Annotated in this window: 20 protein-coding genes; 16 read left to right on the forward strand and 4 right to left on the reverse strand. The window is 36.9% G+C overall.

What is annotated here, in order from left to right:
• The first annotated feature begins 49 nt into the window (after positions 1–49).
• The 10 genes from nirB to rbsB all read left to right on the forward strand — a co-directional run bounded on the left by nirB (position 50) and on the right by rbsB (position 10583).
• Positions 50–2461 (forward strand): nitrite reductase large subunit NirB, encoded by a 2412-nt coding sequence (gene nirB / locus M3600_RS21050; protein ID WP_237943010.1) that lies wholly within the window; start codon positions 50–52, stop codon positions 2459–2461.
• 15 nt (positions 2462–2476) lie between these two features.
• Positions 2477–2797 carry a nitrite reductase small subunit NirD gene (nirD, locus tag M3600_RS21055; RefSeq protein ID WP_251647507.1) on the forward strand — a complete coding sequence of 107 codons (321 nt, stop codon included), beginning with the start codon at positions 2477–2479 and terminating at the stop codon, positions 2795–2797.
• Between the two features lie 21 nt (positions 2798–2818).
• Positions 2819–3658 carry a formate/nitrite transporter family protein gene (locus M3600_RS21060; protein WP_251647442.1) on the forward strand — a complete coding sequence of 280 codons (840 nt, stop codon included), beginning with the start codon at positions 2819–2821 and terminating at the stop codon, positions 3656–3658.
• A gap of 24 nt (positions 3659–3682) precedes the next feature.
• The gene (cobA, locus tag M3600_RS21065; protein WP_251647509.1) at positions 3683–4462 is read left to right on the forward strand and encodes a uroporphyrinogen-III C-methyltransferase; all 780 of its coding nucleotides are present in this window, start codon (positions 3683–3685) and stop codon (positions 4460–4462) included.
• A 461-nt stretch (positions 4463–4923) separates the two neighbouring features.
• Positions 4924–5910, forward strand: a complete 987-nt coding sequence (locus M3600_RS21070) for a LacI family DNA-binding transcriptional regulator (protein WP_251647444.1) — start codon at positions 4924–4926, stop codon at positions 5908–5910.
• Entirely contained in the window at positions 5903–6781 is an 879-nt protein-coding gene (gene rbsK / locus M3600_RS21075) for a ribokinase (RefSeq protein ID WP_251647446.1), read from the forward strand. The genes M3600_RS21070 and rbsK overlap by 8 nt, the downstream gene beginning before the upstream one ends.
• Before the next feature lie 2 nt (positions 6782–6783).
• Complete coding sequence (gene rbsD, locus M3600_RS21080; protein ID WP_233314986.1) at positions 6784–7182, forward strand: D-ribose pyranase; 399 nt, start codon at positions 6784–6786, stop codon at positions 7180–7182.
• A 14-nt stretch (positions 7183–7196) separates the two neighbouring features.
• On the forward strand, positions 7197–8678 hold the full coding sequence (locus M3600_RS21085) for a sugar ABC transporter ATP-binding protein (RefSeq protein ID WP_251647448.1): 1482 nt from the start codon (positions 7197–7199) through the stop codon (positions 8676–8678).
• A 1-nt stretch (position 8679) separates the two neighbouring features.
• Positions 8680–9645, forward strand: coding sequence for a ribose ABC transporter permease RbsC (gene rbsC, locus M3600_RS21090; protein ID WP_396953833.1), 966 nt, complete (start codon positions 8680–8682; stop codon positions 9643–9645).
• Between the two features lie 17 nt (positions 9646–9662).
• The gene (gene rbsB, locus M3600_RS21095) at positions 9663–10583 is read left to right on the forward strand and encodes a ribose ABC transporter substrate-binding protein RbsB (protein ID WP_233315629.1); all 921 of its coding nucleotides are present in this window, start codon (positions 9663–9665) and stop codon (positions 10581–10583) included.
• Between the two features lie 39 nt (positions 10584–10622).
• Here rbsB and M3600_RS21100 read toward each other — a convergent pair whose 3' ends face one another.
• The 3 genes from M3600_RS21100 to desA all read right to left on the reverse strand — a co-directional run bounded on the left by M3600_RS21100 (position 10623) and on the right by desA (position 13494).
• Positions 10623–11222 (reverse strand): response regulator transcription factor, encoded by a 600-nt coding sequence (locus M3600_RS21100; protein ID WP_233314988.1) that lies wholly within the window; start codon positions 11220–11222, stop codon positions 10623–10625.
• A complete protein-coding gene (locus M3600_RS21105) occupies positions 11219–12352 on the reverse strand; it encodes a sensor histidine kinase (RefSeq protein ID WP_251647449.1) in 1134 nt (377 codons plus the stop codon). The genes M3600_RS21100 and M3600_RS21105 overlap by 4 nt, the downstream gene beginning before the upstream one ends.
• A gap of 110 nt (positions 12353–12462) precedes the next feature.
• On the reverse strand, positions 12463–13494 hold the full coding sequence (gene desA / locus M3600_RS21110) for a Delta(5) desaturase DesA (protein ID WP_282581466.1): 1032 nt from the start codon (positions 13492–13494) through the stop codon (positions 12463–12465).
• A 223-nt stretch (positions 13495–13717) separates the two neighbouring features.
• Here desA and M3600_RS21115 point away from each other — a divergent pair, with 223 nt between their 5' ends.
• From M3600_RS21115 to M3600_RS21140, 6 genes are all read left to right on the forward strand, one after another.
• Positions 13718–14335 carry a hypothetical protein gene (locus tag M3600_RS21115; protein ID WP_233314990.1) on the forward strand — a complete coding sequence of 206 codons (618 nt, stop codon included), beginning with the start codon at positions 13718–13720 and terminating at the stop codon, positions 14333–14335.
• 338 nt (positions 14336–14673) lie between these two features.
• Complete coding sequence (locus tag M3600_RS21120; RefSeq protein ID WP_233314991.1) at positions 14674–15150, forward strand: DUF2975 domain-containing protein; 477 nt, start codon at positions 14674–14676, stop codon at positions 15148–15150.
• A 10-nt stretch (positions 15151–15160) separates the two neighbouring features.
• Positions 15161–15373 (forward strand): helix-turn-helix domain-containing protein, encoded by a 213-nt coding sequence (locus tag M3600_RS21125; protein WP_237942998.1) that lies wholly within the window; start codon positions 15161–15163, stop codon positions 15371–15373.
• A 20-nt stretch (positions 15374–15393) separates the two neighbouring features.
• A complete protein-coding gene (locus tag M3600_RS21130; protein ID WP_251647451.1) occupies positions 15394–15627 on the forward strand; it encodes a hypothetical protein in 234 nt (77 codons plus the stop codon).
• 291 nt (positions 15628–15918) lie between these two features.
• Positions 15919–16620, forward strand: coding sequence for a CPBP family intramembrane glutamic endopeptidase (locus tag M3600_RS21135; RefSeq protein WP_251647452.1), 702 nt, complete (start codon positions 15919–15921; stop codon positions 16618–16620).
• Positions 16621–16809: 189 nt separating this feature from the next.
• Positions 16810–17151, forward strand: coding sequence for a hypothetical protein (locus M3600_RS21140; protein WP_251647454.1), 342 nt, complete (start codon positions 16810–16812; stop codon positions 17149–17151).
• A 237-nt stretch (positions 17152–17388) separates the two neighbouring features.
• Here M3600_RS21140 and M3600_RS21145 read toward each other — a convergent pair whose 3' ends face one another.
• The gene (locus M3600_RS21145; RefSeq protein WP_251647457.1) at positions 17389–18057 is read right to left on the reverse strand and encodes an O-methyltransferase; all 669 of its coding nucleotides are present in this window, start codon (positions 18055–18057) and stop codon (positions 17389–17391) included.
• Positions 18058–18147 lie beyond the last annotated feature (90 nt).

Genomic DNA, 18147 nt, shown 5'->3' on the forward strand with positions numbered 1-18147 from the left:
CTAGAATATTGTCGGAATTATCTAACTTTTATTGAGGGGGCTGCCAGTTATGTTAAAGCGAAAGTTAATTTTGATTGGAAATGGAATGGCCGGAATTAGGACGATAGAAGAAATATTAAAAATTGATCCTGATGAATTCGATATAACTGTTTTTGGAAGTGAACCACATCCAAACTATAATAGAATCCAATTATCAAAGGTTTTGCAGGGAGATACAACTGTTGCAGATATTACTTTAAATGATTGGAATTGGTATGAAAACAATAATATTCGCTTATATCCAGGGGAAAGTGTAATTAATATTGATACAAAAAAGCAGATTGTTTCTACAGATAAGAACCGTGAAGAACCTTATGATAAGTTAATTATCGCAACGGGCTCTAATCCATTTATGTTGCCTTTACCTGGTTCAGATAAACAAGGTGTGACGGCATTTCGCGATATTAAGGATTGTGAAACAATGCTGCATTACTCAAAAAAGCATCAGAAAGCAGCAGTTATCGGAGGAGGATTATTAGGACTCGAGGCTGCTCGTGGTTTGCTTAATCTTGGAATGAAGGTAGATGTTATTCATATTAATGATTATCTTATGGACCGGCAATTAGATCGGGATGCCGGAAAAATGTTACAAAAAGAGTTAGAAAATCAAGGTATGAACTTTTTATTAAATAAACAAACTACCGAAATTCTTGGGAAGAAACATGTAACAGGACTACGTTTTAAAACCGGCGATAAGATTGAAGCAGACTTAGTTGTGATGGCAGTCGGAATAAAACCTAATGTTGAATTAGCTAAAAAAACTGGCATTCCTGTTAATCGGGGGATCGTCGTAAATGATTTTATGGAAACAGAAATTCCTAATATATTTGCTGTCGGAGAATGTGCAGAGCACAGGGGAATGGTTTACGGCTTAGTTGCCCCGCTTTATCAACAGGGGGAAGTGTTAGCTAAACGAATTTGCAGTGTATACAGTGAGGGATACAAAGGGTCCGTTCTTTCTTCACAATTAAAAGTGTCCGGTGTAGATGTCTTCTCAACTGGAAAAATCCTAGAGGATGAGAATACTAAGGCGATTAAAATGTTAGATGATTGGAATGGAACTTATAAAAAAATCATTATCGAGCAAGGGAAAATAGCTGGAGCAGTCCTGTTTGGCGAAACGAAGGAAGGTAATCGGTTATTAAATTTAATCAAGAATGGTGCATCTATAGAGGAATACACTGAATCTAATCAGACGGAGGAAACAGGAAGTAGCTTAGTAGCCCAAATGACAGATGATGAAGTGGTATGTGGATGTAATGGGGTAACGAAGGGGCATATTGTCTCGGCAATAAAAAATGATGGACTTACAACAGTTGAACAAGTAAAGGGGTGTACGAACGCATCACGTTCCTGTGGTTCATGTAAGTCATTAGTGGCTGATCTATTGGAATTTACACTCGGTGATAAATATAGTGAAGATCAAAAGGAATCGATCTGTGCTTGTACCACTTTATCGAGGGATGAAGTTGTTAATGAAATAAAGGAAAAGCAGCTTACACATACAAGGGAAGTTATGAATGTATTAGGATGGAAAAATGATGAAGGATGCTCTAAATGCAGACCAGCATTAAATTATTATTTAGGCATGCTTAATCCAACAGAATATAAGGACGAACGGGAATCTCGTTTTGTTAATGAAAGATTGCATGCGAATATTCAAAATAATGGTACCTTTAGTGTCATTCCAAGAATGTATGGCGGTGTTACAAATGCAGATGATCTTAGAAAGATTGCTGATGTAGCAGATAAATATAAAGTAAAAATGATTAAATTAACTGGTGGACAACGTATTAATTTGCTTGGTGTACAAAAGCAAGACTTACCAAATATTTGGGCAGAACTTGGTATGCCGTCAGGACATGCATATTCTAAGGGACTGCGTACAGTAAAAACTTGTGTTGGTGCTGACTTCTGTCGCTTTGGTACTCAAGATTCAGTAGGGATGGGGATTGATTTAGAGAAAAAATTTGAAGGGTTGAATGGACCGCATAAAATAAAAATGGCCGTATCAGCTTGTCCAAGAAACTGTGCTGAAAGTGGTATTAAGGATGTTGGAGTCGTTGGTTTAGATGGAGTTTGGGAGCTCTATGTAGGCGGCAATGCAGGTACAGATCTTAGGGAAGGTGACTTACTCGTTAAGGTTAAAACGAAAGCCGAGGTACTGGAATGGACTGGAGCCTTTTTACAGTACTATAGAGAAACAGCGAATTACTTAGAAAGAACATCTGTATGGGTTGGCCGTCTCGGGATTGATAAGGTGAAAGAAAAACTTGAAGATAAAGGCTTGCGCGATGAATTAAATAAACGCATGGATATAACTTTAGAAACGGTGCAAGAACCATGGAGTGAAACACTTAAGGATGAAAGTTTAGTAAAAAGACTTTATGAAACAGTTAATGTTCCAGTAACTTCTAAATGATAGATAGGGGGAGTAATTATGGAAAATACAATAGGAAGAGTATTAATCGGAAAATATTCGGATTTGCCAGACCGCCTAGGGAAAACAGCTTATATTGGAAAAGAAGAAATTGCCTTATTCAAGCTGGCAAATGGGGATGTTCGTGCCATTGAGAATCGATGCCCCCATAAAGGGGGAGTGCTTGCGGAGGGAATGGTTAGCGGAGACCATGTATTTTGTCCGATGCATGATTGGAAAATTAATGTGTGTGACGGTCAGGCTCAAGCGCCAGATCATGGTTGTGTTAAAGCATATAAAGTGGAAGTGGAAGAGAACTTTGTATACATTGTCATCTGATTTTACTAAAGGAGGGGTATTATGTCATTCGTAAAGACAGATCAAGTAGTGCAGGGCATGATTGATGCTGGTGAAGCAAAAGCAAAATTATCTATTATAGATATGTTAATTAGAGGAGGGCTGGCAGGTGCCCTCCTTGGGTTTGGGACAACATTGGCATTTACCGCTGAAATTCAAACAGGAATGGGGATTTTGGGAGCAATCTTATTTCCAGCTTGCTTTGTATTAGTCATACTGCTTGGGCTTGAACTAGTAACAGGGAGTTTTGCGCTCATACCTTTAGCGGTTTTAGAGAAAAGGGTATCTATATCCCAAATGCTCTCCAACTGGTTTTGGGTCATTATTGGTCATTTAATAGGAGCAGGGCTGTATGCTTTTTTATATGTGATTGCAATTACACAACTTAGTCATGTTACTGATAATGCTATTGCAGCAAAAATTATCGCAGTTGCAGAAGCAAAAACGCTATTGTATGCAAATCTAGGCAGTGATGGTTTAATCGTCGTGTTTGTGAAAGCATTACTATGTAATTGGATGGTAACATTAGGGGCAGTCATGGCGATGACATCGACAAACACAATAGGGAAAATTGTTGCCATGTGGTTGCCGATATTAATCTTTTTTGCACAAGGCTTCGAACATGCTGTCGTAAATATGTTTGTGATTCCTGCAGGGATGATGTTAGGTGCGGATGTTTCTTTAGCAGATTGGTGGCTTTGGAATCAGCTCCCTGTACTATTTGGGAATTTGGTAAGTGGGGTTATATTTACAGGTTTAGCATTATACTTTACTCATCATAAAGTGAAAAAGAAAAAAGAAATGGTTGTTTCAAAGAAGGAAGACTATATTGCTGAAACATAACATGTGATTTAAGGGGGGAAGATGATGGGAAAAGTATATATAGTTGGAGCGGGCCCTGGTAATTTAGACTTACTTACAATTAAAGGATTGAGATGTATACAGCAGGCTGATGTTATTGTATATGATCGTTTAGTCAATAGAGAATTGTTACGGGAAGCAAAACCTCATGCAGAATTCATTTATTGTGGAAAACAGCCGAAATTTCATACCATGCCACAAAAAATGATTAATCAGCTATTAGTCCATTATGCTCGCTTAGGAAAAGTGGTTACTAGACTTAAAGGGGGAGACCCCTTTGTGTTTGGCAGAGGAGCGGAAGAGATTGAGGAATTGGTAAAGAACAATATTGCTTACGAAGTCGTACCAGGTGTAACAGCTGGGATTGCAGCCCCAGCTTATGCCGGAATTCCCATCACACACCGAGAACTTGGCAATTCATTCGCAATCATTACAGGTCATTGCAAAAACGGAGAACCAGCAGACATCAAGTGGGAAAGTCTTGTCAAATCGGTTGATACATTAGCTATTTATATGGGAGTAGGGAATTTACCATATATATGTGAACAATTAGTCAAGCATGGTAAGTGCAAAGATACACCTGTCGCCATTATTCAAGAAGGTACCACGCCTGAACAGAAGACAATAACAGGTACAATTGGAAGTATTGTAAGCCTTGCTCAAAAGGCGAAAATAAAGAACCCAGCTATGATAGTTGTTGGAGAAGTAGTTAGCTTCAAAAATAGAATAGAACAAATCCAAGAAGCGAACAACAAAGTAACCATCGGACTTACTTCAGGAAACTGATTATATGGAGAAACTGTTGACAAGGCAAGCTGTTACGAGAAAGGAATCGGGTGGACTAAGAAGCAATTGATTTTGTTTAAAGGTGCTGGGAATTATAGATGTATCGATCTTGCTGTCCACTCCAAAAGCGAAATTTCCGAGTTTCTAGAACAATTGATAACGGAGAATTAATACTAAAACCACTAGGTGTTCTAGATATTCTAATAGAAAGAATGTAAGAACAATTTCAGCTTAGTGAGGAAACAGAAATCCTCTTTATTGGTCGGGGAAGCAGCAATCTAGATGCTGTAAAGGATAAGCAATGAATTGCAGACAAAGAATAAAAGCGTTTCTGTAGTAGCTGTTTTCTAATTGCTGCTTTTTTTTATGGATTAAACCGGCTGGCCATAATATTTAATGTTGCATAGGAAATAATACTATGATATTATGTGTGTAACCGGTTACACAAGAGAGGTGAATTCATGGCTACTATACGGGATGTTGCGAAAAGAGCTGGAGTATCTGTGGCGACCGTCTCAAGAGTATTAAACAATAAAGGGTATGCACATGAAGATACTAGGAAGCTAGTAAACGAGGCAATTAAAGAATTAAATTACAAACCAAATGAAGTGGCAAGATCTCTTTATAAAAAAAAGTCACGATTAATTGGATTATTGCTTCCCGATATCAGAAATCCCTTCTTTCCTGAGTTAGCTCGAGGGATAGAGGACGAAATGCAGGAGCAGGGACTTCATTTAATTATTGGGAATGCTGATGAAAAATTAGAAAAAGAAATAGATTACATACAGACTTTTAACCAAAATAATGTAATAGGAATTATTTCAGCAACAAATCAGGCGGAAACAAAACTTTACGAAAACCTGTCTTTTCCTGTCGTCTTACTGGATCGAATAACAGGCACTTATCCTTCTGTGTATGCAGATGGATTGGCTGGAGGGAAAAAAGCAGCACAAGAAATGGTTAGAAGAGGCAGTAAGCGAATTGCTTTACTTCGAGGTCCGATTGAACTAAGGACAGCACAAGACAGATTCAAAGGTGCTGTTGATGAGCTATGTAATGCTAATGTAGACTTTCAGGTAATTACTTCATCGTTTGGCTTTCACGATGCTGAAAAAATGGCTAAAACTCTATTTGAGAAATTTCCTGAAACAGACGGGGTAATTGCAAGCAACGACCTTAGTGCAGCAGCTATTCTACATGAGGCGTTGCGAATAGGAAGATCTATTCCCGATGACTTACAAATTATCGGATATGATGATATACCGCTTAGCAAGCTGCTGTTCCCGTCCCTTTCTACTATTAGACAGCCTGCTTATGATATGGGAAGAGAAGCAGCAAAACTATTAATAAATCTAATCGATAATAAGCCGTTAGTGAATAAGAATATCCAAATGCCTGTTACCTTTATTGAAAGGCAAACAACAAGAAAGGTTGAGAAAAATGATTAAAATGACGATTATTGGTAGTTCTTCTATAGATTTAGTTGTAACAACTTCCAAACGACCAAATCAAGGGGAAACGATTATAGGAGAAAGCTTTAAGACAGTCCCTGGTGGCAAAGGAGCTAACCAGGCTGTCGCAGCTGCCAGACTTGGTGCTGAAGTATTTATGGTCGGTTGTGTAGGAGAAGATAATTTCGGTGAAACGATCGTTAACAATTTCACTGCTAATGGTGTTAATACAACCTATGTGGAACGGGTTACACATTCGGAAACAGGTACAGCGCATATTACCTTAGCAGAAGGTGATAACAGCATTATCGTCGTGAAAGGTGCTAATGATTATGTCACACCTGATCTAGTTGAAAAAGCATTGAATGTTATCTCTGAATCAGATGTTGTCCTAATCCAGCAAGAAATTCCTGAGGAAACAGTAGAATATGTAGTAGAAATTTGCTTTGCAAATAATGTGCCTTTATTACTAAACCCAGCGCCAGCAAGACCTATTAGTAAAACGGTCATTGAAAAGGCTACTTATCTTACACCAAATGAATCGGAAGCTGCTATTCTTTTTGAGGACAAGGATATCCATGAGGTATTAAAAGAGTTTCCAAATAAATTGCTGGTTACTGAAGGTAAAAATGGAGTTCGTTATTATGATGGAATCAATGAAATAGTTATCCCCGCTTATTCTGTTGAGGCAGTTGACACAACAGGTGCAGGCGATACCTTTAATGCGGCTTTTGCCGTTGCAGTAGCTGAAGGGAAAAGCATGGAAGATAGCATTCGTTTTGCTAATCGGGCTGCCTCCTTGTCTGTAACAAAATTTGGTGCACAAGGCGGAATGCCAACAAGAGAAGAAGTAGAAGGGAGTTTGTAAAAATGAAACGTTATGGAATTTTAAACAGTCACATTGCACAAGTTTTAGCTGACCTAGGTCATACCGATTATATTGTAATCGCAGATGCTGGTTTGCCAATTCCCGATGGTGTTAAAAAGATAGATTTAGCGATTAAGGCTGGTTTTCCAACATTTATTGATGTAGTGAATGCTGTTGAAGAGGATATGATTATCGAAAAAGTGATAATCGCCTCTGAAATAGAAGCAGGAAATCCAGAGCATGCTGACTACTTAAAGGGAAAATTCGCTGATGCTGAAATCGAAAACGTTTCCCATGAAGAATTTAAACAATTAACGAAACAAGCTAAAGCAGTCATCCGAACAGGTGAGATTACACCATATGCAAACTGTATTTTACAATCAGGCGTATTTTTTAAATAGATGAGGTGGTAATTATGCGAATTACAATGGAAAACATCCATAAAGCATTTGGAACCAATCAAGTTTTAACAGGTGTTGATTTCGATTTGCTAGATGGGGAAGTACATGCCCTAATGGGGGAAAATGGGGCAGGAAAATCAACGATGATGAACGTACTTACAGGACTCCATGCCCGTGATAACGGAAAAATCACAATTGATGGAGAAGAAATCTACTTTAAGAATCCAAAAGAAGCAGAGCAAAATGGAGTCACCTTTATCCATCAGGAATTAAATATTTGGCCTGATATGACAGTTCTTGAAAATTTATTTATTGGCAAGGAACGAAAGAATTCCTTTGGTTTTTTAAAAACCGCCGAAATGAAAGCGTTAGCAAAAAAGCAATTTGATAGATTAGCAGTATCCATTCCGTTAGATAAAGAAGCGGGAAGCTGTTCTGTTGGAGAACAGCAAATGATTGAAATCGCGAAGGCATTAATGACAGAAGCAAAAGTGATTATCATGGATGAACCTACTGCTGCACTGACAGAAAGAGAAATCAACAAACTGTTTGATGTGATTACTTCTTTAAAAAAGGAAGGGGTATCAATCGTGTACATTTCTCACCGAATGGAGGAGATTTTCTCGATCTGTGACAGAATTACCGTTATGCGTGATGGGAAAACCGTTGATACGAAGGCCATTCCAGAAACAAATTTCGATGAGGTTGTTAAAAAAATGGTTGGCAGGGAATTAACAGACCGGTTTCCTAACCGAGAGCCTCAATTGGGTGAAACGATTCTACAAGTAAAGGGTTTAACAAAATCAGGACAATTTGAAGATATAAACTTTTCTGTTCGTGCTGGAGAAATAGTTGGGGTTTCAGGCTTAATGGGAGCTGGCCGAACCGAAATCATGCGAGCAATTTTTGGTCTTGATGGAATGGATGGCGGTGAAATTTGGCTGGAAGGTAAGAAAGTGAGTATTAAGACACCAGAACAGGCTGTAAAGTTAGGTATTGGTTTCATTACAGAGGATCGCAAGGATGAGGGGTTAATTCTTGATTTCTCCATAAGGGATAATATTGTGTTGCCAACGCTTGCAAGCTTCGCACCAAAAGGAATTATCCAGGAAAAAAATGAGACAGACTTTGTTAATATGCTTATCAAACGCTTGACAGTAAAAACGGAATCGAAAGACATTGCTGTTGGAAAGCTTTCAGGCGGAAATCAGCAAAAAGTCGTCATTGCCAAGTGGGTAGGAATTGGACCAAAGCTGCTCATATTGGATGAACCAACTAGAGGAGTAGACGTTGGGGCAAAGAGAGAAATTTATCAACTTATGAATGAATTAACAGAACGAGGTGTAGCAATTATCATGGTATCCTCAGAATTACCAGAGATTCTTGGCATGAGTGATCGAATCCTCGTCATTCATGAAGGAAAAATAAATGGAGAATTATTGAAAGAAAATGCGACCCAAGAAAAAATTATGACATTGGCAACAGGAGGTCAATAAAATGAATCCTATTAATACAGTAACACAACCTAGCAAGACGAATATGATGAATGCAATTACACAAAAGTTAGGACCATTACTAGGTTTAATAATATTAGTTATTATTGTGTCCATTTTAAATCCTAGTTTTCTAGAACCATTGAATCTCTTAAATCTTTTAAGACAGGTTGCGATTAATGCACTTATTGCTTTTGGGATGACCTTTGTGATTTTAACTGGAGGAATTGATTTATCTGTCGGAGCTATTCTTGCTTTATCTAGCGCGTTGACAGCAGGGATGATGGTAGCTGGTGTAGATCCGATTGTGGCAATCTTAGTTGGCTGTATTCTTGGTGCTTTGATGGGAATGGTAAACGGACTATTTATAACAAAGGGAAAAATGGCTCCTTTTATTGCAACACTAGCAACAATGACGATTTTCAGAGGATTAACACTTGTTTATACTGGTGGAAATCCGATAACTGGTCTTGGTGATAACTACCTGTTTCAGTTATTTGGTCGTGGTTATTTCCTAGGTATACCTGTTCCAGCTATTACGATGATTCTTGCATTTGCTTTCTTATTCATTCTTCTACACAAAACGCCATTTGGTCGCAAAACATATGCGATTGGTGGAAATGAAAAAGCAGCTTTAATATCAGGTATTAAAGTACCAAAAGTAAAAATCATGATTTATAGTCTGTCCGGAATGCTTGCAGCTTTGGCTGGTGCAATTCTTACTTCTCGCTTAAATTCAGCACAGCCTACAGCTGGCACTTCCTATGAACTTGATGCGATTGCAGCAGTTGTATTAGGTGGGACAAGCCTTTCAGGAGGAAAAGGAAGAATTTTCGGGACACTTATCGGTGCGTTAATCATCGGTACCTTAAATAACGGCTTGAATCTTCTTGGAGTTTCATCCTTTTACCAAATGGTAGTTAAAGGAATCGTTATATTAATTGCAGTATTACTTGATCGTAAAAAGTAGTATAGGGAGAGATCATGATGAAAAAATTAATCGTTTTATGTTTATCACTAACACTTATGCTTCTAAGTGCGTGTTCCATGCAACCGCCTAGCTGGGCAAAACCAGATAAAAAGAAGGATTTAGAAGATATTAAAATTGGCTTATCGGTTTCTACATTAAACAACCCATTCTTTGTTTCTTTAAGAGATGGTGTGGTTAAAGAAGCGAAAAGCTTAGGGATGGAAGTTATTATCGTCGATGCACAAAATGATTCTGCCAAACAAGTTAACGATGTGGAGGATTTAATTCAGCAAGGGGTAGATGCTTTGCTTATAAACCCAACCGATTCGGCATCTATTTCAACAGCAGTTCAATCAGCAAATAATATTGGCATACCAGTAGTTACTTTGGATCGTTCTGCAGATAAAGGAATAGTAGAAGCATTAGTAGCTTCAGATAATATAAAAGGTGGAGAAATGGCCGCAAACTATATGATAGAAAAGTTAGGAGAAAAAGCACAAGTTATTGAATTAGAAGGAGTTCCAGGGGCATCAGCTACAAGGGAAAGAGGTCAGGGCTTTCATAATATAGCAGATGAAAAATTGACTATCATTGCTAAACAGGCAGCAGATTTTGATCGGACAAAAGGATTAACTGTTATGGAGAATCTTCTGCAAGCAAACCCAGATGTTAAAGCAGTATTTGCTCATAACGATGAAATGGCATTAGGAGCAATCGAGGCAATTAATAGCTCTGGTAAGGATGTTATGGTCATTGGATTTGACGGAAATGACGACGCATTAAATGCGATTAAATCAGGAGACATGGAAGCGACAGTTGCTCAACAACCTGAGTTAATTGGTAAGCTTGCTGTGGATGCTGCAAGAGATGTTTTACAAGGTAAAAAGGTAGAGGAAATTATCGCTGCACCGCTTAAATTAGTTACAAAAGATAATTAAATGAAAGAGAAGTAAAAAGGACTGGGGTGCCAGTCCTTTTTACTTGAACCATCCTTTTTCCTTAAATCTGGTGATGGCTTCTATGCGATTTTTAACTTCCAGTTTATCCAGTATCATGCTGATATAATTTCGCACTGTTCCTGTCTTAATGGATAGCTCTTGGGCAATTTCTTTTGTGTTTTTTCCATTTGCAACCAGCATAAGAACTTCTTTTTCCCGCTCTGTAAGGGGATTTTCTTCTTTGTATACATCATCAATTAATTCTGGTGCGTAAATTCTTTTTCCTTCCATCACACTGCGGATGCTTTTTGCCAAATCATCACTTGGACTATCCTTGAGCAAATAGGCTGATACGCCCGCTTTCAATGCACGCTGGAAATAGCCTGACCTGGCAAAGGTAGTTAAAATAATGACTTTGCATGGATGGCTCATGAGTTCTTCCGCTGCTTCCAAGCCTGTTTTGGCAGGCATCTCTATATCCATTATACAAATATCAGGATTTTTTTCCTTGACTAGCTGGATTGCTTCTTCCCCATTGTTTGCTTTGCCGACAACCGTGATATCATCTTCTAAATCAAGCAATGAACCCAATGCACCTAAAAGAAGGCGCTGGTCTTCGGCAATGACAATCCTGATCATAGTAAGTCCTCCCGTTCCATTATTTTTCCATCATGTGGAACAGATATATGTAATATCGTTCCTTCTTTAGCGGTAATCTCGATAGTACCGTTGATAAAATCCAATCTTTCTCTCATGCCTGCTAATCCGTTTCCTTTATGAGCATCTTCTTCCTTAAAAGGACTGGTGCCATTATCTTTGATTTTCATAATTGTTTCTTTTTTGTTTTGGCTGATGCTTATGTAGCAAGAGGTGGCATTGCTATGCCGAACTACATTAGTAACAGCTTCTTTTAAACACATACTAATAATGTTTTCTGCAATTGAAGAAATTTTAAGATTGGAAGCTATATCACTAATTAGGCTTATTTCGGCTGCTTCTAATATTTTTTTTACAAGGAGGAGCTCGTCTTTTAATTTTATACCGCGCATTTCAGAGACCATTTTTCTGACTTCATTTAATGCAGTTCTTGAAGTATGCTGAATATCTTTAAGCTCCAAGCGCGCTTGTTCTGGGTCCTTATAGACTAATTTTCTTGCTAAATCACTCTTTAAGCCGATAAGGGATAGCTTTTGACCAAGTGTATCATGAAGATCTCTTGCTATTCGCTGTCTTTCCTCTAGTTTAACTAAATTGGATATACGCTTATTCGCATCTTCCAGCTTTTCCTGCAGCTGGCCTCTCTCTTTGCGGTTATGGATGGTCAATGGCAATAAAATAACGCCAAACCAGATGATTAACACAAAGGGAAGCTGCTTTAACAGCAAGGGATCACCAATTATCACCTTGAAGTAAATGGCGAATGTTGTAACTGCCAGGTGTATAAAATATAAGATGAAATAAGGAATCTGTTTCTTTATATTTCCGATAAAATAGGATAGGAAAAAAGAAAAATATACATAGCTGTATGCATAAATAGCAAAAGTGGATATCCCGATTAAAAGGGACGGCCATAAATATATCGTCCAACCTTTTGAAAGGTAAGCAAATCTGTAAAATAGAAAAAATAAAATAGTAAGGATAATACCAGATATCACATCAACTGCTGAAGAGGCGTGGAATATAAAATAAAAGGGCAAAATAGTAAGTAATGTCCAAATATAAGGAGAAATACCGGTGCTTTTTTTTAAAACCTCTAATCTTTTTATCATCAGTTTCTAACCTCATTATTTATTAGCTGTCATTCGTCCATTTTAACATAATATAGCAGCAATTAAATGGCATAAAACCTTATAATTGCTGCTCTTAAAGTTTGTTTGTATTATTGGATTTCTGATCCGGCAGACAAGTCAAGGGACTTCTTTTGTTTTTTCCATTCATGGAAACTGATAAACTTTTTGTCTTTTTCATCCCACAACCGGAATTTTAAAGAACGAAGACTGCTTGCCAGTGTGACAGTTGGCACATTTCTCAGGGGCTCGGTCTGGTTATGAACAAGCTCTAGATTGTAATTAGGAACCCTTGGACTTAAATGGTGCACATGATGATAGCCAATATTGCCAGTCAGCCATTGCATCCATTTAGGCAGGTGATAGTAGGAGCTTCCTTCTACAGCAGCCTTTACATAATCCCAATTTTCATCTTCCTCAAAGTAAGTATCTTCAAAAGTATGCTGCACATAAAATAACCAAACTCCAACAGAGCCAGAAATAAGAAAAATAGGCAGCTGTACAAGCAAGAAAGAGGACCAGCCAAGCGTACTGCCAAGGAGAATAACTAATAACACAATGGAAATATTAGTTGCGTACGTATTTAGCCGTTCTTTCCATCTAGCACCTTTACGGTTAAAGCGATTAGCTAAAAGGAATTCATAAATAGGTCCTAAAATAAACATAATGAATGGATTGCGATACAAACGATATTGTATCTTTACAAAAAAAGAGGCATTTTCATACTCATCAATCGTCATCATCCATAAATCACCGACACCACGCTTATCCAGGTTGCTGCTTGTTGCATGGTGAATAGAGTGGCTATGCTGCCATTTGCTGTAAGGAAATAAAGTCAGGATTCCTGTAATTGTCCCTAAAATCTTATTAGCCTTACGATTCTTAAAGAAAGAAAAGTGGCAGCAATCATGGAAAATGATAAAAATTCTTACCAAAAATCCTGCCGCAGCAATTGAAATGACAAAGGTTAAAATATAAGAAATACTCAAGCTTTTGTAGGCTAAGTACCAGAGTAAAACAAAGGGCAGAATAGTATTGGCAAGCTGCCAGATACTTGCTTTCATAGCGGATTTCTCAAAGGGCGCTACAGCCGTTCTCAATTGTTTTAAGTTTTTTATATTCATTATTAGATTCCCTTCTATTAATGGATATCTCCAGTATAATTATAAACCAAACATAATTGCAGACATACATGTCATATACGCTATATGACATTTGTCATATAGAAGGGTTTAGTAAGCTTTATGGTGAATAAGTTATCAGGCTGTCAAAAGGTACTGGTCTTGTTTTCTAGCACGAGGGAATATATAAATCTTAAATCTGTATGTTTTACAAGGAGATGAAGAATTGAAAATTGGAATAGGTTTTTTACCAAAACATTATTATAATACAGAACCAGATGCAGGAGGATTTTTTCCTTTTGGGATGGTCAAGACGCCCTTATATGTCTTTATTTTAGATAAGTTTTATCTTCCGAGATGCAATCCGAATTTAATACCGTCGTGGATGGAAAATATTCAAGCATTTCCTCTATATTTTTGTGCTGAATATTCTGACTACTGGAAGCGTAACCTTGAGAAAGCATGTCTCAAAAATGATATTACTATTAAATATCTATACAAAAAACGTGATAGATTCCTATCTGTATCAACAGTAGAGACTATAAGTCAGTTAAAGAAAATTCTCCCTCGATATATTTCAATGGGGAGTTCAAATGATCTAGTTATGTGGTCTACCAATAAAGATATATTTTCAACAGAAGAACGTGTATGGCAGGGTAATTGGGAAGGCAAAAGGGATGAAGTGCCAGTTGTAAAATTTGATAAAGCGGTTAGTTTATTTTGGATAGGATATGATGGTGATAGTGTAATTGGGCTTTCCAATAATACAAAGTTTTCTACTTATGAAAATATTTGTGCGACTTTACCATCCTTCGTTAGACCTGAGCTAGAGGAGTATGAATAATGTAAAGAGATGTTCAATTAGACATCTCTTTTTGTTTATACACCTAACTCATTCCTGCGCCCTTCATCATTTCTCCACTATGATTTTAATTAAATTCTGCAAAATCCCTCAGCTGGTTTTCTTCTATGAATCCTATTAAATACAGCAAATACGTTTAACTCTTGGTTCATTTTATTTAATTGTTTTGTATATAAATATTATCGGCATTCCCAGCAGATACACTTTTTGAAAATATGTAATACAATAATAAAGTAATAAAAAGCAATAATTATTTATTGTAATACGATAAAATATATGGTAAATTCATTTTGTGAATTATTATAGCGAGGTGTTTTTAAATGAAACGAGGTTCCACTTCTTTTTTAAAATTAGCTGTTTTTCTTTTAGGGATTCCAGTTTTAGTTCTAGGGATTTTAGGTTTAACTTGGTTGCCTTCACATACTGCAAATCCAGACTATGCTGAAGCTTTATATCCTATAGTTACTATAATGTATGCATCAGCAGCACCTTATTTTTATGCGTTGTTTCAAGCATTCCGACTTTTAAATTATATTGATCATAACCATGCATTTTCTGAAGAATCAGTGGTTGCTTTGAAATGGATAAAATACTGTGCCATTTCAATTAGTTGCTTGTATGTTATTATGCTGCCATTCGTATTTTTTGTAGCACAACTAGACGATGCTCCCGGACTTGTCCTTTTTGGTATGGTTCCTATTTTTGCAGCAATCGTCGTTGCAGTGTTTGCTGCTGTCCTTCAAAAGCTACTAAAAGAGGCAATTGTAATTAAAGATGAAAACGAGCATACGATTTGAGGTGTATAACATGGCAATTGTAATAAATATAGATGTGATGTTAGCGAAACGAAAAATGAGCGTGACAGAGCTCTCGGAGAAAGTCGGCATCACCATGGCGAACCTCTCCATCTTGAAAAACGGGAAAGCAAAAGCAATACGGATTGCTACTTTGGAAGCAATTTGTAAGGCGCTGGATTGCCAACCTGGAGACATTTTAGAGTACCGGCCAGATGATATTTAAAATTATATAGAGGTGAAAGTATGAAAGTCGTTGAGGAAAAAAGGGAGCATAGCTGCAATGGCAATCATGAGAATCCTCCGTTAGGATTGCAATTCATCTTCGATGGTTGTAGATTCTCCATTAAAGAAATGGATGATGTAAACAATATGATTATATGTGTATCAAAAACACAAGGAGTTACCTATTTTGGTTTTAAGGAACTAGAAGACTATTTAGATGAGGGCAAAGCGGCTTTTGTAATCGATAGGGAATAGGCTTAAGGCAAAGGGGACTATTGCTTATACTTGTTGAGGAGGGCTTTAGTTGTTAGCAACGTTAATAAGTGAAATCTGTTTTTATTTTTTTCATAAATTATTGCTAGTTAATACTTACTAGACTTGTTGAGAAGTATAAAAATACTGTGCTGAATTAATAAAACCATTTAAAAAAATATAAAAGTACTATATAATCATTTGTGGGATAATATGGTTTTATATACTAAATTTAGAAATAGGTTCCCTTGGAATCTATTTCTTTTTAATTACGTGAATATTTAGGAGTGGGCAATGAAGAAATACATACTTAATTATTATTTATGGATTTTTATTTTATATTTGTGCTGTATGAAATTCATTCCATATCTGGTGTTATATCCGTTTTACTGGATGGGTGTTGGAATTGAGTCGACTGCTTTTGATGGATATCTGGAAGTTAATAAACCAATTCAGTACTATATTACTTTTTTTAAACTACTAGCAATACTTTTTTGCATAATAGCTTTATATAAATGGTCAAACTTGTTCATTAAAAGAAAGCTAGTAATTAAATGGGCTGATTTAGGATGGGCTATATTGTTGCTGTTTCTAAAATTTATTCTTACTGCACTGTTAATAGGGCTGCTTTTTCTATTAGGAAAAGATCCAGACTTCACAGTTCCTAAAAATCAACAGAAAGCAGAAGAGTTTATACAAATGACTGGCCTTTCTGTCATTACTATTATAATTTTGGCTCCAATTATCGAAGAATTCTTTTTTAGAAAGATTATTGTTGGGCATTTATTTTTTAGGCATAAATATATAGGTATTATCGTAAGCGGACTTGTATTTGGGGGCGTACATGTTATAGCAGGTTTTACCTTGCAGGCTTTTATTGCTTATACGGTGATGGGCTTGTTGTTTGGATTCGTTTACGTTAAGACAGGAAGATTGGAAACTTCTATAATTGCACATGGTGTAAATAATCTTATTGCATTATTAAAATTGATTTAGTGAAGGGGAATCACATGATAGGATCGACAGCAGTAGTATTAGTAATAGGGATAATAATGTTAGTAAAAGGTTTATGGAAAAAGCAAAAACGATGGATTGGACTTTCTCTCATACCTATAGCAATGGTATTAATAGGAATTCTAACCCTATAGAATAATAGGTTCAACTTTAACAACTTGGAGGTAAACAATGTCTGTTGAAAATAGGTTAATTCAAGGGGAGAGTGAGTTTTTCTATGAACCTTTTTATATTCCTTATTTCTTAGTAGCTTTAGGGCTATTATATATACTGATTGTTTTTATCAGTTTCGCCAAAGTGAAGTATAACTGGATAGGAAAAAGCTTGCTGGGAATTTCTATTTTTACGTATTTGTTAGTTGGTGCGTACATGATGGGATCTGGTTATTATTCTGACGGCTATAATTCTGATATATACATATTTTCAGGGTTTGGTTTTCTTGAGCTGAACCTGTTGGCGTATCCATACATTTTCCTTGCCCTTGCTGCAGGGATAGGGAAAAAGGGTAATTAGGACAATTGTCTTTTTAGGATGGACGGTATATAATTGTTATGTTTTTATATCTATTAATCTAGAAAGAAGCGTTTTTAAGTTGAAAAATCTGTTTGTTTTCTTTTCGATTCTTTTTATTATCTTCTCAAATGGCGATCATCCTAAGGGAGGATACAAGGAAGAACGGAAGCCTCGATCTAAAGAGGAAACAACCCTATGATGTGAGAAACGGAAGAGCAATGCTCTTCCGTTTTTTCATTAATGAACCAATGTTAATACAAATCCGTCATATCCTTTTTCTCCTACTGTCTGGATACCAACAGAATCAGCTCGTTCATCTTCTGCAAGGATGTCGATAAATTTCCTGACTCCAATTACTTTTTCATCGGAGCTGTTCTTATTTATCACTTCTCCGTCGCGAACCACATTATCGGAAACAATCACTGCGCCTTTTGCAGCCAATTGGATTGCCCATTTTATATAGTGGGGATTATTTGGTTTGTCTGCATCGATGAAAATAAAATCAAACTCACCGAAGCCTGTGTTTTGTAATGTAGGCAATGTGTTTAGTGCGTCACCTTCAATAATAGTAACTTTATCTGTTAATCCTGCTGAGTTTATATTTTCTTGAGCTGTTGTTACATGGTTGGGGTCTGTTTCTAGGGTGACTAGTTTGCCGTCTTGGGGGAGTGTGCGGGCCAGCCAAATGGTGCTGTAGCCGCCGAGAGTGCCGATTTCTAAAATGTTTTTGGCTCCTTTAAGCTGTGCGAGCATGGCGAGAAATTTTCCTTGTGTTGGAGTGACATCAATTTCGGGAAGTCCATTCTTTTGATTATTGTCTCTAACATACTCCAATTCTTTACTTTCTGGCTGAAGCCGCTCCGTAAAATAGTGGTCAACGGAACTCCAAGTTTTATCAATTTTCATTGTAACCAACTCCTTTTGGATTATATATCCATTGTAAGTTATAATTTTACATAAATAAAATATATGATTTTTATATTTATATAAATAAAA

The organism is Niallia sp. MER 6 (assembly GCF_023714395.1).
GTDB lineage: Bacteria > Bacillota > Bacilli > Bacillales > Cytobacillaceae > Niallia.

Bases quoted from the DNA above. Each gene is read 5' to 3' on its own strand.
- M3600_RS21130 (WP_251647451.1), top strand. From the start codon at position 15,394: ATGAAAGTCGTTGAGGAAAAAAGGGAGCATAGCTGCAATGGCAATCAT.
- M3600_RS21070 (WP_251647444.1), top strand. From the start codon at position 4,924: ATGGCTACTATACGGGATGTTGCGAAAAGAGCTGGAGTATCTGTGGCG.
- nirB (WP_237943010.1), top strand. From the start codon at position 50: ATGTTAAAGCGAAAGTTAATTTTGATTGGAAATGGAATGGCCGGAATT.
- rbsC (WP_396953833.1), top strand. From the start codon at position 8,680: ATGAATCCTATTAATACAGTAACACAACCTAGCAAGACGAATATGATG.
- M3600_RS21125 (WP_237942998.1), top strand. From the start codon at position 15,161: ATGGCAATTGTAATAAATATAGATGTGATGTTAGCGAAACGAAAAATG.
- M3600_RS21145 (WP_251647457.1), bottom strand. From the start codon at position 18,057: ATGAAAATTGATAAAACTTGGAGTTCCGTTGACCACTATTTTACGGAG.
- M3600_RS21085 (WP_251647448.1), top strand. From the start codon at position 7,197: ATGCGAATTACAATGGAAAACATCCATAAAGCATTTGGAACCAATCAA.
- M3600_RS21120 (WP_233314991.1), top strand. From the start codon at position 14,674: ATGAAACGAGGTTCCACTTCTTTTTTAAAATTAGCTGTTTTTCTTTTA.
- M3600_RS21140 (WP_251647454.1), top strand. From the start codon at position 16,810: ATGTCTGTTGAAAATAGGTTAATTCAAGGGGAGAGTGAGTTTTTCTAT.
- M3600_RS21100 (WP_233314988.1), bottom strand. From the start codon at position 11,222: ATGATCAGGATTGTCATTGCCGAAGACCAGCGCCTTCTTTTAGGTGCA.
- M3600_RS21060 (WP_251647442.1), top strand. From the start codon at position 2,819: ATGTCATTCGTAAAGACAGATCAAGTAGTGCAGGGCATGATTGATGCT.
- M3600_RS21135 (WP_251647452.1), top strand. From the start codon at position 15,919: ATGAAGAAATACATACTTAATTATTATTTATGGATTTTTATTTTATAT.
- cobA (WP_251647509.1), top strand. From the start codon at position 3,683: ATGGGAAAAGTATATATAGTTGGAGCGGGCCCTGGTAATTTAGACTTA.
- rbsD (WP_233314986.1), top strand. From the start codon at position 6,784: ATGAAACGTTATGGAATTTTAAACAGTCACATTGCACAAGTTTTAGCT.
- M3600_RS21105 (WP_251647449.1), bottom strand. From the start codon at position 12,352: ATGATAAAAAGATTAGAGGTTTTAAAAAAAAGCACCGGTATTTCTCCT.
- rbsK (WP_251647446.1), top strand. From the start codon at position 5,903: ATGATTAAAATGACGATTATTGGTAGTTCTTCTATAGATTTAGTTGTA.
- rbsB (WP_233315629.1), top strand. From the start codon at position 9,663: ATGAAAAAATTAATCGTTTTATGTTTATCACTAACACTTATGCTTCTA.
- desA (WP_282581466.1), bottom strand. From the start codon at position 13,494: ATGAATATAAAAAACTTAAAACAATTGAGAACGGCTGTAGCGCCCTTT.